Origin of the sequence: Oceanisphaera sp. IT1-181, from assembly GCF_033807535.1 — a bacterium.
Taxonomy (GTDB): Bacteria; Pseudomonadota; Gammaproteobacteria; order Enterobacterales; family Aeromonadaceae; genus Oceanimonas.
This window is the reverse complement of the sequence record NZ_CP136856.1, coordinates 274,176-289,067: the sequence shown is the minus strand read 5'-3', so window position 1 is coordinate 289,067 and position 14,892 is coordinate 274,176. Positions and strand designations below refer to the sequence as shown.

The window sequence follows — 14,892 nt, the reverse complement described above, 5'->3', positions numbered from 1 at the left end:
CATAAACCATGGCAACTCTATTAATGGCCATCATGATTATCCTACTGCTATTAGGCTTCCCTATGATGATCCCGCTGATCGTCGCCTCTGTAGTGGGCTTCGTTATGATGTTCGACGGCTTTGGTCAGATGGGCACCTTTATTCAGCAAATGATGGCCGGCATCCGGCCCGCATCCTTGATTGCGGTGCCGATGTTTATTTTGGCCGCCGATATTATGACCCGCGGCCAATCTGCTGACCGATTGATCAATATGGTGATGGCCTTTATTGGCCACATTAAAGGCGGGCTGGCCATTAGTACCGCCACTTCTTGCACGCTGTTTGGCGCCGTGTCTGGCTCCACGCAAGCCACAGTGGTAGCGGTAGGCTCGCCGCTGCGACCAAAAATGCTCAAAGCTGGTTATTCCGACTCCTTTACCTTGGCGTTGATCATTAACGCCAGTGATATCGCCTTTTTGATCCCGCCCAGTATCGGCATGATTATTTATGGCGTGGTGTCTAAAACCTCCATTGCCGAGCTATTTATTGCCGGCATAGGACCTGGCTTGCTGATTTTGGTGATGTTCTCGCTGTATTGCTTGTATTACGCTCACAAAAACAATGTACCCACCGAGCCTAAAGCAAGCTGGTCGGAACGTTTCACCGCCTCCCGCAGGGCGTTATGGCCACTGTTTTTCCCGGTGATTATTGTCGGGGGTATTTACGGTGGTATTTTTAGCCCCACCGAAGCCGCCGCCGTGTGTGTGTTGTATGCCTTCTTACTTGAGTTTGTGGTGTTTCGCTCACTCAAGTTGCCCCAGCTTTATCAGATAGCTAAATCAACGGGCATGATCACCGCCGTGGTCTTTATTCTGGTGGCAGTGGGCAATGGCTTTTCTTGGATATTGTCCTTTGCTCAAGTACCACAAGCCATTTTAGAGTCGGTCGGGGTGAACGACGCCGGCCCCATCGGGGTGATGGTAGCCATTAGTATCGCTTTCTTTATTGCCTGTATGTTTGTGGATCCCATAGTGGTGATTTTGGTACTGACGCCCATTTTTGCGCCAGCCATTGCCGCCACAGGTTTAGATCCGGTATTAGTGGGGGTATTAATTACCTTACAGGTGGCTATTGGCTCCGCGACGCCGCCCTTTGGCTGTGATATTTTTACAGCCATCGCTATCTTTAAGCGACCTTATATGGAAGTCATACGCGGCACCCCGCCCTTTATTTTTATGTTGGTTACGGCGGCAGGCTTGATTATTGCTTTTCCAGATATCGCCCTGTTCTTACGCGACTTAGCATTCCCTGCAGAATAAGAAGCTAAGACATGAGGGGTTGCTTCAGCACTGAAAGCCGTAGAAAAGGCGAGGCATTAGTGGTCGGTCACTTTGGGATCAGTATCTTGGGATGAGTATCGCACGACTAAAAGCCAGCACGGCTTGGGCCGCTATGGCAAAAAGGGCCGCAAGGCCCTTTTGATATGGATAACATAGTTAAAAAGCGATTAAAAATGCCAGCTTAGGCCGAGCATCAAGCCTGATACATCAACTTTACTACGATCAATCAGCTGCGCGTATTCCGCGAAGAATGCCACACCATCGGGACGCCTCATGTCACGAAAACGCACCCCAACGCCATAACTGAAGTCGTCTTCAGACTCAGAGACCTTGCCATATACTGGCATATTATTAAATTCCGTCACCTCTAGCTCAGCTTTAGCCTTAGTCCATCCCAACAGGCCATAGACCGACATGACATTCTGGATCGGCATCTGCGGTAGAACATAAAAACCGAAGTAATGCCTGACGTTGGTATTTCCCTTAACAGAGCCAAATGTTGTTGATACCTTGTAGTCACCACTTCCAACCCCCTTACCATACCGAGCCTCAAACGCCAGATAAGGCGAAGGTTGTATACCCAAGTTAATACCCAAAGTGTGCCAGTTAGGTGAAAATACCTCGTCAGTAGCGTCGCTTTCTATTTCAGATTGCAACTGAGCATAGTTCAGCCCTGCATAATATTCAGGCTGCGCGTATAGAGGGAAAGTTGTTGCAGAATACGATTGGGCATTAGCGCCCACAGCCATCAACAGACACGAACCTGTAATCAATGAATGTATTACCATTAGCCACCGTCCTTGTGATTTAATTAACGTTTTTGTTAAACTTTTTTTATTAATTCTCAAGTGGTTCATCTACGCGTACGGAATAAGTGTAGTCAAACGAATCAACACCAATAAGATTCACTTGAGACCAGTCGTTTCGTCAATTTATGCAGGGTGCTGTCGTCTATTGCCAACACGCGAGCGGCACTCGCCCCGCTGCCTCTGCTCTGTGAAAGATTGATGATAAGACAGTTACAACGGTCTTTTTTATTGCCTGTTTACTGATTCCTGCCGCTGCGCCTTATGATTGATATTGCTAAATAAATCCCCTAAATGACGAAAATCATTGCGCTCTGACAAGGTAAAGCTTACCTGTCATCTTATTAATTCGAGCTCACACCGAGCCAAGAGAGAGAAGCATGCTCGGCGTATTTTATGACGGTCGTTGTGGTTTATGTGATCGAGAGATTGCCCTTTAGCGCCGCCATGCGGGTGCCCATTCAGTACTCTGGTTAGATATTTGTGTTAGATATTTGGCAACACGAACCCTTGCTGTTAGCGGCGGGATTCACTCAGGCTCAGTGTCTGAAAAAGCTGCACCTCTTGGATAAACAAGACCAGTTACATACGGGTGTAGATGCCATGGTGAGGTTATGGCAAACCGTGCCTAAATTGCGCGTTTTGGCATGGCTTAGGTGGGCGCGTAGAAGCACCTTTACCAGTGCTCGACAACTGGCCAAGGCGTTAAGAACCGAACTATAAATGGCCATAACAGAGCATCGAGTATTTGGCTGCTCAGCTTTAGTGTTATTCCTTGGTCGTGGACCACAAGAAGAGAGTTGCGGACAACAAGGAGAGTATGGCTTCCAATTGTGTCCATTGTGGTCAATAATTGGCCATGACTCAGGTGTTGATTAAGGGACACGTATGAATATTCAATCGCCATTTTCGAACGGTATCCAAGGCTTTCAGCGCGCGGCTGACAGCGTGACCGATGCTTCTCTTAATATCAGCCGAGCTAACATTAATTCCCTCACCAATGAATCTTCGACTCGCTCCACGGTTAATCCGGATCAGTTTGTGGATGCCAGTAAAAAAACTGTAACCGACAGCCTTATTCAACTCAAAGCCGCCGAGCTACACGCAGGTGCCAATGTAAAAAGCATTAAAACTGCAGATGAGATGCTAGGCACGCTTATTGATATTCGGGTGTAATATGCAAATACCTAATTCAGCACTGCACGCCGCCCAATCCAGTATTGCTTTTATACCGCCACAAGCGGCCGAGCGTATTCAGCAAGACCAGCAACAGCAACCAGCGATAGCGCCGTCCACTAATGCTAATGCAGCTCAATCTCAAGACTTTGGTGGCGCTAAGCAAGAGCCGCAACCTGAGCTTTATACTCGTCAAGGACGAGTGCCCGTTGCCAGCGAGACCAGCAAACCGGATGAAGCCGCCCCTGACGATGCCAAGAATGACACTGCAAAAGCCTCAGCTGACGCTGCCACTAAAAATGTGGCTGGTAAAGAGCTAACGATAGAGCAACAAGAAGAATTGCTGAGCTTGCAGCGGCGAGATCAAGAAGTACGAACCCACGAACAACAGCACGCCAGCGTAGGCGGCCAACATACGGGCACGCCCAGTTACGACTATGAAACCGGCCCCGATGGTAAACAGTATGTAGTGGAAGGCTCAGTGTCGGTAAATTTGTCACCCGTTGCCGGCGATCCGAATGCCACCATAGAAAAGATGCGCCAAGTTAAAGCCGCCGCATTAGCGCCCGCCCAGCCGTCCAGCGCCGATAAGAATGCCGCCGCCCGCGCCGATGCCCATATCGCGCAAGCCACCGCCGAATTAATGCAAGCGAATGAGCCAAGTGCTGCTGAAGATAAATTGGCGGCTGATAAGAGTAGCGATACCTCCGAAACGGCATCCGTTATATCAACCACAGATACCTCAGCCGCTGCAGCGCCTGCGACTAAATCACCATCGGACATTGCTACTGACACCCCAACTGCCAAAGATGCCAATGGCCAGATGGAGCAAAGAAATCAGGTGATTGCTGGCGTTTACGGCAAGGCGGCGCAAGCACAATCTCAGCAGCAGTTACTTAGTCTGGCCTAGCTTTTCTATTGGTTGTTTATAAAATGAGCGCTCTTGAACCGGCGCTCATTTTTGCTTTTAGCTCTCTGTAATAATCTCCCTCCTCATTATTTACTCTTACCCACCTTTAAGTAACCTCTTGACACACTTGAGTGACAATTAGCTGTTTGAATAGCAGCTTCTACAATACTCAGCTGTGCGCGGCGCTGGCACCGCCCTGTTTGGTCATACTGCCTAATGTTGATTTGGGATCTAAAAATGAAAAAAATACTTATCTCAGGCTTGGTTTTAGCGCTCTTAGTGCTCGGCTTATACGCCTATTTTGGCAGCGATTGGTTAGGCAAACCTAAAGCGCCCCCCTTAACTATAACCGTAGAAAAAGGCGATTTATTAGATCAAGTGACCGCTACCGGCACCTTGCAGCCCAGCGGTTACGTAGACGTGGGCGCTCAGGTATCGGGCCAGTTAAAAGTCATCGCCGTAGAAGTAGGTGATAAGGTTGAGCAAGACAGCTTGCTGGCCGAGATAGACCCCACCGTATACGTGGCCCAAGTGGACGCCAGCCGTGCCCAATTGCGTGCCCAAAAGGCACAGCTTAAAGACCGCGAAGCCCAGCTGACTTTGGCGCAACTACAGCATACTCGCCAACGTAATTTGTTGGCCGCCAACGCCACCGCTAAAGAAAGCGTGCAAAGTGCCGAAGCTGGGCTACGTTCGGCACAAGCACAGGTAGAAGCGCTCACCGCACAAATTGCGCAAACTGAGTCCAGCTTGCGCGCCGATGAAGCCAACCTCAGCTATGCCAAAGTAGTGGCGCCCATGGCCGGCACAGTGGTGCAAATCGATGCTCGCCAAGGCCAAACCTTAAACGCCAGTCAGCAGTCGCCGGTGCTAATGCGCATCGCCGATTTAGCGGTGATGACGGTGGCAGCCAAAGTGTCAGAGGCCGATGTAAGCAAACTAACCCCCGGCATGAAGGTATATTTCACTACCCTCGGCGACTCAAGAAAGCGCTGGTACAGTACACTGCGCAAGATTGAGCCCACCCCCGTTATCGAAAATAATGTGGTGCTCTATAACGCCTTGTTCGATATCGACAATCCCGATGGCGCCTTGATGTCACAAATGACCACCCAAGTATTCTTCGTGCTGACAGAAGCTAAAGATGCGTTATTAGTGCCCATGTCGGCACTGGCTTTTTCTGACCCATCTGATCGCACTAAGGCCCAAGTGACTGTGGTGAATGCCAAGGGCCAGCCAGAAATTCGCAACGTGCAGGTGGGCGTCAGTAATCGAATTCATGCGGCTATTACCGAAGGTCTCGCCATAGGTGAGCAAGTGCAGATCCAAGCTGCAAGCAGTAACAAAAATAACTCCCCCGCCAGAACGGGCGCAAGGATGCGCATATGAGAACGCCCTTAATCCAGCTAAAGGGCATCACCAAAGCCTATGGCAGCGGTGAGCTGATGACGACCGTGCTTAAAGGCGTAGATGTCACCATTAATCGCGGTGAGTTTGTGGCCATCATGGGCAGCTCAGGCTCCGGCAAGTCGACCTTAATGAATATTTTGGGCTGCTTGGATAAACCCACTAGCGGTGAGTACCGCCTGCTGGGCCGAGATGTGGCCAGCCTGAGTCGTGACCAACTCGCCGAGCTGCGCCGCGATACCTTCGGTTTCGTGTTTCAAAGCTATCATTTGCTGGCCGGCGTGAGTGCACGGGACAACGTGGCGGTACCGGCCGTGTATTCGGGCTTGTCTCGGGCTGAGCGCCAGCTTAAGGCCGAGCAATTACTTACCACCTTAGGCCTAGCCGAACGTTTAGAGAATAAACCCAATCAACTCTCCGGCGGTCAACAGCAGCGAGTATCGATTGCACGCGCCTTAATGAACGGCGGCGAGATTATCCTAGCGGATGAACCCACGGGTGCGCTCGATAGCCAAAGCGGCAAAGATGTAATGGTGCTACTCACCAACTTAGCGCGCTCTGGCCATACGGTGATTTTAATTACTCACGATCCCAAAGTCGCAGCCCTTGCGGACAGACGCATCGAGATCAGCGACGGTCTGATTGTGGCAGACCCCGGCCCTAGCGCTCAAGCTGCCGTGCCTGAGCTACCGGCTAAACCCCACGGTCACAGCTCGCTGGCGGCAGAATTATTTGAAGCGGTACGCACCGCACTCGGAGCGCTGAGCAGTAATCTGTTTCGCGCCGCCCTCACCCTGCTTGGCATAGTGATCGGCGTGGCCTCGGTTATTACTATGCTGGCAATCGGTAACGGCTCCCAGCAAGAAATAGTGCAAAGCATCAGCGCCATGGGCAGTAATTTATTATCGGTGCACCCCGGTGCGCCCAATCAGTTTGGCCGGCGCACCACCTCCACCTTAGTGGCCGCCGATATGGAGGCCATCAAAGAGCTGCCAAACGTCGATGCGGTCGTGCCAGAAATTGGTGGCACCGCAACCCTGCGTTACGGCAATCTGGATCACAGCCCAGAAATTAACGGCACCTCGGCGGATTTTCCCCGTGCTCGCCTGTGGCCGCTCACAGAAGGCACCTTCTTTAGTGAAGCTGATGAGCAAAGTTACGCCACCGTCGCCGTGATCGGTAAATCCGTCGCCGAGGCATTATTCCCCAATCAGGATCCGTTGGGGAAATATGTAACGGTAAACACCAACCTGTTTCAGGTGATCGGCGTGATGAGCGCCAAAGGCGCCTCGCCGTGGGGCCAAGACCAAGACGATGTGGTGTTTGTGCCTTACACCACAGGTGGCTTGAGGTTATTTGGCCAGCAGTTTTTACGCAGCATTACCGTCTCGGTGAGCGACGTTGCGCACATCAATGACACCGAGGCCGATATTAACCGGCTGCTGGTGGCGCGCCACGGCGGGGAAGATTTTCAAATCCGCAACATGTCTTCCATCATAGATACCGTCTCGGCCACCACTCAGACATTTACCTGGCTGTTGGGATCCATTGCCGCTATTTCGCTATTGGTAGGCGGCATTGGTGTGATGAATATCATGTTGGTCAGCGTCAGCGAGCGAACCCGAGAAATCGGCATTCGCATGGCGACCGGCGCCCACACGCGGCATATCTTGCAGCAGTTTTTAATAGAAGCCTTAGTGGTCTCAGCCTTGGGCGGCGCCATCGGCGTGGCCTTGGGCTTGGCGGCTACCGCCATCTTAGGCGCCGTGGGTATTCCGGTTTATTTTTCACTCGCACCGGTATTGCTCGCCTTTGGCTGCGCCTTTGCTACCGGCTTAGTCTTTGGCTGGCTGCCGGCACGCAAAGCCGCGCAGCTAGATCCTGTGGTTGCGCTCTCTTCAGAATAAGCTTCGGAGTTACCATGCCTAATTTAAGGTCTCATTTAAGGTCTCGTTTAATGCCTCATTTATCACGTCATTCATCTTGGGCTTTATCACCGCTGTTTTGTGCGCTGCTGTTGGCTGGCTGTGCCAGCACTGACACCAGCGACCGTCCTGACATCGTCTACAAAATGGCCAGCCAGTGGAGCACATCCACGCCTACATCCAACCAAAACCAAGCACTGCATCAAGCTTGGTGGCTGGATTTTAATTCTCCTGTCTTAACTGATTTGATCACCACAGCCCTTAGCGCCAACCCAGATGTGCTGATTGCCGCCGAGCGAATTATGCAAGCCGAAGCACAAGTGCAAGGCGCGAATGCTTCTTTGTTTCCGAGTTTAAATCTGGGCGCGGGTAGCAATAAAAGTTGGCAGAAAAATGGTTCTAGCGAAGGCACCTCCGCCAATCTGGGCATCAGCTATGAGCTGGATTTATGGGGTAAGCTGAACGCCCAGCGCCAAGCCACGACGGCCGGTTTCGCCATTAGCCAATATGACTTAGCCAGTGCCCAACTTATGCTGACCACGGGTGTCGCCAATGCTTGGGTACAACTGCTGACACTGGATGAGCGAATTCGCATCAATGAAAAAAACTTGGCCACCGCCCAAAGCAACTTCGCCATCGTCGAAGCCAAATATAAGTATGGCGCCGCCACTTTGAGTGATTTTTATCGTCAACGCGGCGCCGTTACCAGCCAAGAGGCCAACTTGCTGCCGCTGCGTGAACAACGCCGCCAAACCGAATCGGCACTGGCCATACTGCTGGGTCGTGCACCCCAAGATTATCATTTGGCATCACAGCCGCTGGCCGAGTTGGCGCTGCCACGCCTCGCGCCGGGCCTGCCCAGTGAATTGCTCACTCGCCGTCCAGACTTAGCCGCTGCCGAAGCGCAACTGCAAGCCGCTGATGCCAATGTCAGTGCCGCCCGCGCCGCCCTGCTACCCTCAGTACAACTCACCGGCAGTGGTGGTTTAGCCAGTCAGGCCTTATTGTCACTGGCCAACCCCGTTAATACCTTGGGGTTAGGTGCCAGCTTAAGCCAAATCCTGTTTGATGGCGGTCGACTGCGTAGTCAGGTTAAAATCAGCGAAGCGCGCCAACGAGAGTTAGTGCTCAATTATCAAAAAGCCATACTGCAGGCGCTAAAAGAAACCGAAGATGCCTTGGGCAACTTGGCGCTTAGCCAAGCACAAATCGCACAACAACAGCGTATCGTGGACGATGCCCAGCACACCTTAGATCTTACCGATATCCGCTATCGCGCCGGTGCCGACGAGCTCTTGTTATTACTGGATGCCCAGCGCACCCTGTTTAGCGCCGACGAGCAACTGGTTAACTTGCGGCAAAGTCAATTTAGCGCCACGCTCGATCTGATCAAGGCGCTCGGTGGCGGGTGGGAAAACGACGCACAGGGTGAGGAGTAAAGCGTGAAGCGGACGAGATAAAAACCAAGACTTAGACCTATTAGCAACGAAACCCACGGAAGAACTCGGAAAAATAGAGATAAAATCTAAAAGGAGCTTTTATGAGTAAAGGCTAAGCACAAGTGCATCTAGAGCGAGCTCTTACCCATCTAGGCTTTTCGGCTCTTGTCCCACGTAAACAAGATATTTATGGTAAGAGCTCGCCACCTGACGGCTTAGTGTCCAGCCCGTCCTCTTCACTCTTTACCCTTCACTCTTTACCATTCACTCTTCACCCCTTGCAGGTTTAATCCCGTGACCACCTTAAAGTACATCGCTCATTATTCAGAGCAGATCCAAACCCAAGCAGGACTACTGATAAGCCAAGGTCGCTTAGGTACTTATCTGGAAAAAAAGTATCCGGACTTGCATCAAATACAAAGTGATAAAGCCTTGTATCAGTATGTGACCGAGCTAAAAAATCAATATATGCGCAAATCCTCGCCGCTGTCGCAGGTGAGTTATGACAGCAAATTGCAGATAGTTAAGCACGCTCTTGGCCTACACACTTATCAATCCCGAGTGCAAGGCAACAAACTAAAAGCCCATAACAGTATCAAGGTAGCGGCACTGTTTAAAAGCGCGCCGCCTGAGTTTTTGCGCATGATAGTGGTACACGAGTTAGCGCATTTTCGTGAAAAAGAGCACAACAAAGCTTTTTATCAGCTCTGTTGCCACATGGAGCCTGATTATCATCAATTTGAACTAGATACCCGCTTGTGGCTGCACTGGCGTGAGCAATAGCTATCTAGTCACATAAATGTTGCTGACTTGTGATCTAGGTATATGTTGTTATTCAGATCTACTAAGGTTATGCGGGAAGTACGTATCGTCCGCCCCTTACCATCCTAGAATACGCTTGGAAGCATAACGTCAGGATAACAATTATGAAAAAACTCGTATTCTTCGCCAGTGCTCTGGCAATATCGGCGTTTTCGGCACAAGCCGATATGCCTCCTCAAGCAGCAGCTTGTGTCGCTTGTCATCAAGCGACAGGCTTAGGTATGCCCAACTTAGCACCCTCGATTGCCGGTATGCCCGCGGCTTATTTAGCCGCTCAGCTTAAGCACTTTCAAACCGATGAGCGTCAAAACGCCATTATGAAACCCATGGCCATGATGTTGGATGAAGCCGGCATTAAGGCCACCAGTGAATGGTTTGCCAGTTTAGCCCTGCCACAGCCAACCCAGCCTGCATTTCGTGGTGAAAAGAGTCCACAACAAATAACCGACTTAGGTGAAAAGTTGGCTTATTTAGGCGACTGGGAGCGTGATTTGCCGAGCTGTGTGGCTTGCCATGGCCCAGAAGGCGTGGGGGTAGGTGACACTTTCCCGCACTTAGCGGGCCAGCATGCGGATTATATCGAAAGCCAGCTTAAAGCTTGGCAAGAGGGTACGCGTGCCGGTGATGCAAACGGCATTATGGGTGTGATGGCCAAGAAGCTGACAGCTGAAGAAATCACGGCCGTTGCCCAATACTTTGCCAATGTGGAGGCTAAATAATGCTGAAACTCTCTTATTCGTCGCTATTGGTCAGCTTAGCCTTGATCAGCGCAGGTTCAGCTTCAGCTACAGAAGCCGATGCCAATAAACTAGCAGTGCAAGATCAGCTGCCCAATCAAACCGCAGAAACTTATCCCCGCCCCCCCGGCTGGGATAAGTTGCCCGAAGGTGAGTTTGGTGAAAAAGTATTACGTGGTTACAAAAACTTCGTGGATACCCAGAGCTTATCACCACAATATACCGGCAACGGCCTTAACTGCGTGAACTGCCATACGGATGCAGGGCGTAAAGAAAACTCTGCGCCACTGTGGGCCGCCTACATGAGCTACCCAGTGTTTCGCGCTAAGAATAACCGCATCAACTCCTTTGAAGAGCGGATGCAAGGCTGCTTTATGTTCTCCATGAACGGCACCTCACCGGACTATGGCTCAGAGGCTTTAATCGATTTGTCTGCCTATGCCTATTGGTTGGCACAAGGCACGCTCACCGGTGAAGACTTCGATCCTAAAGATATGGCAGTCCCCAGCGATGCAGACCTGCTCAAAGGCGGTAAGCGTGAAGACTTTCCGTTTATGAAAGCCTATTTGGATAAGGGTGGCAGCAAAGAGCCGGCACTAGTGGGCCGTGCCTACCCAACCACGCCTGAGCCAGAACAAGCCCCGGACATTGCTCGCGGCAAGGCCGTATTTGAGCAAGAGTGTTCCGTGTGCCACGGTGAAAACGGCGAAGGTCAGCAGGTTAATAATCGCTATGTATTCCCGCCATTATGGGGCCCAGATACCTATAACTGGGGTGCGGGTATGCAGCGCGTGAACACCGCCGCCGATTTTATTAAGCACAATATGCCTCTAGGCCAACCTAATAAGCTGACCGACCAGCAAGCGTGGGACGTAGCCATGTATCTGGACACGCGCGACCGTCCACAAGACCCCCGCACTAAAGGTGATGTAGCCGAAACCCGTAAAGAGTTTCACGGCAAAACCAGTTATTACGGTACCGAAGTAGACGGTAAAATTTTGGGCAGCGAAAGCTTCCCCAACCACCCGAATAAGCCTCAGTAAACACAGAGCTGAGTGCTAACACATAATAAAGGCCGGTTATCCGGCCTTTATTTTATACGTTAATTACTCTTTTAATTAAAACCTGATAGGCATACCAAAATTCAGCTGCACGTCTGGTGCATCTTCGGTCAAACCGGCCTGTAAACTCAAGTTAAGGGATGTACTTTCGCTGAGAGCCAGCGAAAAACCGGTCGTTAAACTGTCTAGCTGCAACACCTTGCCGGTCTTACTACCATTGAGCGACGATTCAAACACGGTTCTGTGGTTTATCCCAAGACTGAAAGATAAGCGATCGTTGACTGCAAAACCCATGCCCATGCCGAGAAAAAAACTATCGCCTAAATCTACCTTGTCGGTCCCTGGTAAACGGACGACTTCATTTTCCAAGGTATCCGGTACCTTTACTACTCGGTATCTAGCTGCATCTGTTTCCATACTCCACGTATAACCACCGGTGACAAATATCACGGCGGGATCGATGGGGTAAATCATGGTCAAGCCGGGCTCAATTGACCAAGAACCAGATCCAGTGGCTGGATCTTTAAAGATACCATTAACATCGATCTCTTGATCAAAAGGCGATCGACCGGTATCAGACTTGACTCTTAATCCACCAATCCAATAAGGAGCCGACTCCAGATTAAATTGATACCGTATGGCCGCTTCCATATCACCCAAGGCACCACCGCTAGAATTTAAGGTTCTAGTATCATCACCTCCTTTGGGCACCGCTATACGCTTGGTAATAGAATCATAGCGGTAAACCCAAGGTGCTCTTAACTCCAGCTCAATGCGGTCGGTTAAACCGTAACGCACCGCCAAGGCCCCAATGAAAGTGGTATAATCTGCATCTTCTGCTTCGATGATGCCGACAAGTATGGCTGGCACTTGGGTAAAGCCCAGAATAGAAATACGATTAGCACTATTTTGTGAATAACTAAATGATGGCTCTACTTCAAAGTGACCTTTCGGCGTCATTACGCCTTGTGCCTTAAGTGCGCTAGCCACTGTGTCCACGACCTGTCTATCTTGTGCCTGCGCCGCACTTACTGCGAAGAGCAGCAAACTTGCTGATAATATTTTTCGTTCCATGTTTATCTCCTGATTCCATATCTTGCTATCAACCGATACAACGAAGCCCTAGAAATGCAAAGCAATTCGGCAGCCTGCCCAGGACGTCCCGATACTAGATTAAGCGCTCTCTCAATCGCCAACGCCTCGGCTTCTTCCCTTGCTTCTATCAAACTCATATTCGTGTATTCTTCTGGGGGATGTTTATCCTCAAACTCCATCAGCTTTAGATTTAAATAGTTATCCTCACAAGATGATACGCCTACAAAAACCTTCTCAATTAACTGAGTTACATTGCCAGGCCAGTCATACTTGAGAATAGCTTGTTCAGCATCATTAGAAAAACCAAGCAGTCTTTTTTTTTGTTTTCGGCTTATTTTATAGAGATAGTGCCTAGCGAGAATAATCTTATCTTGGCCTCTATCTCGTAACGGCGGCAACACTATCCAATTATTTTTCAGCAACACCATAAACTCTGGAGAAATTAAATTAACTTCATTTATTTCAGAGGAGTCCACATTACAGCAAAAAATCAATTCAAAACTATTTAGATTAGATGAACTTATTAAATTACAAATATACACCTGTATAATCACAGGCAAAAATTCAATATCGAAAATACAAAGGCAAAAAGAACGAATAGTTCTTTTCTTAAATATAAAATCCAGCATTGATAGGTAATTATCAAGTTCATTTTCATTAATTTTCGCACTTAGCTCTACAAATCTAAAGCCTTTAATGTTAGCCCAGGTTTCAGCAAGGAGACGCTTACCAGTTCCGCTTTCTCCAGAAAGAGTAAGACCTCCTTCCGAGTGACGATCTATATATCGTAATACTTTTTTAAAACTATCATGTACGCCTACAACTTGAGATCGCTGAAACGACAGGCTCAAGTTGTTTTTAAGGTTTGTCATACCATAAGCTCGGCCTATGGTAATAAATAATTTTTCTTCCAAGATGGGGGTCGTGTGGTAGTCATAACAATGCGTTGCCACAAAAAGCTGCCACTCTTTCCTAGATAGTTGGCATTTCGATAACACAGCCACCCAAAACACACCCTTGTAACTATCCAGCCAATTTTCTAATTTAGGGTCGGGTTGCTCTGCTCCACTACAGTCAATGATGCCTACTGATGCTTCTGAATGAGTAAGATACTGGCCCGCAGCTTCCAGACACTTATATCTTATAAAGGTCCAGTTTGAGTACAGGTTGCGTAACACGCTCACGCCAGTAGAGCACTGAAGAACCAAGACCTCCCTTTCTACGGCCATACCCCACCACCACTTTTATCATCCAATGATGCCTAAAACTATAGAACAGAACTGAACACCACCGGAAGATAGAATAACAAAATCCATATTTTCATAAGAAAAACATATAGTAAGCGGCACAAATGAAAAAAATGCACAATTAATGATGATAGCGCCCATATCAAGGCCTATATGAATCCACAATCTGACGGGTGAAATGAAGTGCGAAGTTATAATGCCACAAGCATTGATTTTTCAATGGAGTGTTAAAAGATATCTCACTAAATTTCATTAAAGATGGAGGGGAGATTATGTGATTAATTCTAGCGCTTAAGAGTATCTGACACTGACAGCTTGTTCTTCAAAAATTATAAATCCAAGATAAAATAAATCACATAAGCAACTCGTCATAACTAGCGTAGAAACATAACATTCAGCTTCAATGTTGTTAGATTATACGGATGAAAACTTCTATATAAATTATGCGCAATTAATTATCCTTATATTATATTTTGAAATCAATACCTAGTTTGTCTTATTGCCTCTCTTACTCTAATTGTGGCCATCTGACTTTCTCTATAGGCATTAATATCTATCGGAGTTACTACGTCTAGATGTAAAACGACATCGGCCCTAACGTTATTTGCGGCATTATCTACTACAAAGCCAAGCTGGCCTCTACCATTCAAAGCGGTAATATTTAAACCTTTTACTCCTGCCACATCATTTATTACTGCGGGATTTACACTGTTCCTATCCAAATTAAACATGTTACTAAAAAGCACTTTTTGCCCATTAACTAACGCCTCCATTCTCAATCCTATTGAATAATTTAGACCCGGCAAGGCGAAGCCGCCTCGTTGCTGTTCTAATACACTTTCCGATAAGGCAGGCGTACTTTCAAAAAAAGTGTCGTAACTTTTAGAAAAGGCTATCGCAGGTATAATAATAAGTAAAGCTACTAGCCATCTCATCATCGTTACTCCC

Annotated in this window: 14 protein-coding genes; 10 read left to right on the top strand and 4 right to left on the bottom strand. The window is 48.8% G+C overall.

Annotated features, from left to right (window positions below; genetic code table 11):
• Positions 1-8 precede the first annotated feature (8 nt).
• The gene (locus tag R0134_RS01335) at positions 9-1,298 is read left to right on the top strand and encodes a TRAP transporter large permease (RefSeq protein ID WP_319783122.1); all 1,290 of its coding nucleotides are present in this window, start codon (positions 9-11) and stop codon (positions 1,296-1,298) included.
• Between the two features lie 188 nt (positions 1,299-1,486).
• Here the strand turns inward: R0134_RS01335 and R0134_RS01330 are convergent, their stop codons facing one another.
• Complete coding sequence (locus R0134_RS01330) at positions 1,487-2,107, bottom strand: porin family protein (RefSeq protein WP_319783121.1); 621 nt, start codon at positions 2,105-2,107, stop codon at positions 1,487-1,489.
• Positions 2,108-2,608: 501 nt separating this feature from the next.
• Between R0134_RS01330 and R0134_RS01325 the strand changes: the two genes are divergently transcribed.
• From R0134_RS01325 to R0134_RS01285, 9 genes are all read left to right on the top strand, one after another.
• Positions 2,609-2,848: a DCC1-like thiol-disulfide oxidoreductase family protein gene (locus R0134_RS01325; RefSeq protein WP_319783120.1), complete on the top strand. Its 240-nt coding sequence runs from the start codon at positions 2,609-2,611 to the stop codon at positions 2,846-2,848.
• Positions 2,849-3,013: 165 nt separating this feature from the next.
• The gene (locus R0134_RS01320; RefSeq protein WP_319783119.1) at positions 3,014-3,301 is read left to right on the top strand and encodes a flagellar biosynthesis protein FlgE; all 288 of its coding nucleotides are present in this window, start codon (positions 3,014-3,016) and stop codon (positions 3,299-3,301) included.
• Between the two features lies 1 nt (position 3,302).
• Entirely contained in the window at positions 3,303-4,211 is a 909-nt protein-coding gene (locus tag R0134_RS01315) for a putative metalloprotease CJM1_0395 family protein (RefSeq protein ID WP_319783118.1), read from the top strand.
• Between the two features lie 237 nt (positions 4,212-4,448).
• Positions 4,449-5,600: an efflux RND transporter periplasmic adaptor subunit gene (locus R0134_RS01310; protein WP_319783117.1), complete on the top strand. Its 1,152-nt coding sequence runs from the start codon at positions 4,449-4,451 to the stop codon at positions 5,598-5,600.
• Positions 5,597-7,525, top strand: a complete 1,929-nt coding sequence (locus R0134_RS01305; RefSeq protein ID WP_319783116.1) for a MacB family efflux pump subunit — start codon at positions 5,597-5,599, stop codon at positions 7,523-7,525. Before R0134_RS01310 ends, R0134_RS01305 begins: the two co-directional genes overlap by 4 nt.
• Positions 7,526-7,575: 50 nt before the next feature.
• Positions 7,576-8,982, top strand: coding sequence for an efflux transporter outer membrane subunit (locus tag R0134_RS01300; protein ID WP_319783115.1), 1,407 nt, complete (start codon positions 7,576-7,578; stop codon positions 8,980-8,982).
• A 294-nt stretch (positions 8,983-9,276) separates the two neighbouring features.
• Positions 9,277-9,765 carry a M48 family metallopeptidase gene (locus R0134_RS01295; RefSeq protein WP_319783114.1) on the top strand — a complete coding sequence of 163 codons (489 nt, stop codon included), beginning with the start codon at positions 9,277-9,279 and terminating at the stop codon, positions 9,763-9,765.
• 143 nt (positions 9,766-9,908) lie between these two features.
• Positions 9,909-10,523, top strand: coding sequence for a c-type cytochrome (locus tag R0134_RS01290; RefSeq protein WP_319783113.1), 615 nt, complete (start codon positions 9,909-9,911; stop codon positions 10,521-10,523).
• Positions 10,523-11,584: a c-type cytochrome gene (locus tag R0134_RS01285; protein WP_319783112.1), complete on the top strand. Its 1,062-nt coding sequence runs from the start codon at positions 10,523-10,525 to the stop codon at positions 11,582-11,584. The genes R0134_RS01290 and R0134_RS01285 overlap by 1 nt, the downstream gene beginning before the upstream one ends.
• Positions 11,585-11,659: 75 nt before the next feature.
• On the opposite strand, the gene R0134_RS01280 is transcribed toward R0134_RS01285, so the two are convergent.
• The 3 genes from R0134_RS01280 to R0134_RS01270 all read right to left on the bottom strand — a co-directional run bounded on the left by R0134_RS01280 (position 11,660) and on the right by R0134_RS01270 (position 14,882).
• Positions 11,660-12,676 carry a hypothetical protein gene (locus R0134_RS01280; RefSeq protein ID WP_319783111.1) on the bottom strand — a complete coding sequence of 339 codons (1,017 nt, stop codon included), beginning with the start codon at positions 12,674-12,676 and terminating at the stop codon, positions 11,660-11,662.
• 2 nt (positions 12,677-12,678) lie between these two features.
• Positions 12,679-13,926: a VpsR-related response regulator gene (locus R0134_RS01275; RefSeq protein WP_319783110.1), complete on the bottom strand. Its 1,248-nt coding sequence runs from the start codon at positions 13,924-13,926 to the stop codon at positions 12,679-12,681.
• A 497-nt stretch (positions 13,927-14,423) separates the two neighbouring features.
• Positions 14,424-14,882 (bottom strand): hypothetical protein, encoded by a 459-nt coding sequence (locus tag R0134_RS01270; protein ID WP_319783109.1) that lies wholly within the window; start codon positions 14,880-14,882, stop codon positions 14,424-14,426.
• Positions 14,883-14,892: the final 10 nt, after the last annotated feature.

Coding starts and splice junctions, on each gene's coding strand:
- R0134_RS01280 (WP_319783111.1), bottom strand. CDS start 12,676: ATGGAACGAAAAATATTATCAGCAAGTTTGCTGCTCTTCGCAGTAAGT.
- R0134_RS01320 (WP_319783119.1), top strand. CDS start 3,014: ATGAATATTCAATCGCCATTTTCGAACGGTATCCAAGGCTTTCAGCGC.
- R0134_RS01275 (WP_319783110.1), bottom strand. CDS start 13,926: ATGGCCGTAGAAAGGGAGGTCTTGGTTCTTCAGTGCTCTACTGGCGTG.
- R0134_RS01330 (WP_319783121.1), bottom strand. CDS start 2,107: ATGGTAATACATTCATTGATTACAGGTTCGTGTCTGTTGATGGCTGTG.
- R0134_RS01290 (WP_319783113.1), top strand. CDS start 9,909: ATGAAAAAACTCGTATTCTTCGCCAGTGCTCTGGCAATATCGGCGTTT.
- R0134_RS01305 (WP_319783116.1), top strand. CDS start 5,597: ATGAGAACGCCCTTAATCCAGCTAAAGGGCATCACCAAAGCCTATGGC.
- R0134_RS01310 (WP_319783117.1), top strand. CDS start 4,449: ATGAAAAAAATACTTATCTCAGGCTTGGTTTTAGCGCTCTTAGTGCTC.
- R0134_RS01300 (WP_319783115.1), top strand. CDS start 7,576: ATGCCTCATTTATCACGTCATTCATCTTGGGCTTTATCACCGCTGTTT.
- R0134_RS01285 (WP_319783112.1), top strand. CDS start 10,523: ATGCTGAAACTCTCTTATTCGTCGCTATTGGTCAGCTTAGCCTTGATC.
- R0134_RS01335 (WP_319783122.1), top strand. CDS start 9: ATGGCAACTCTATTAATGGCCATCATGATTATCCTACTGCTATTAGGC.
- R0134_RS01270 (WP_319783109.1), bottom strand. CDS start 14,882: ATGATGAGATGGCTAGTAGCTTTACTTATTATTATACCTGCGATAGCC.
- R0134_RS01315 (WP_319783118.1), top strand. CDS start 3,303: ATGCAAATACCTAATTCAGCACTGCACGCCGCCCAATCCAGTATTGCT.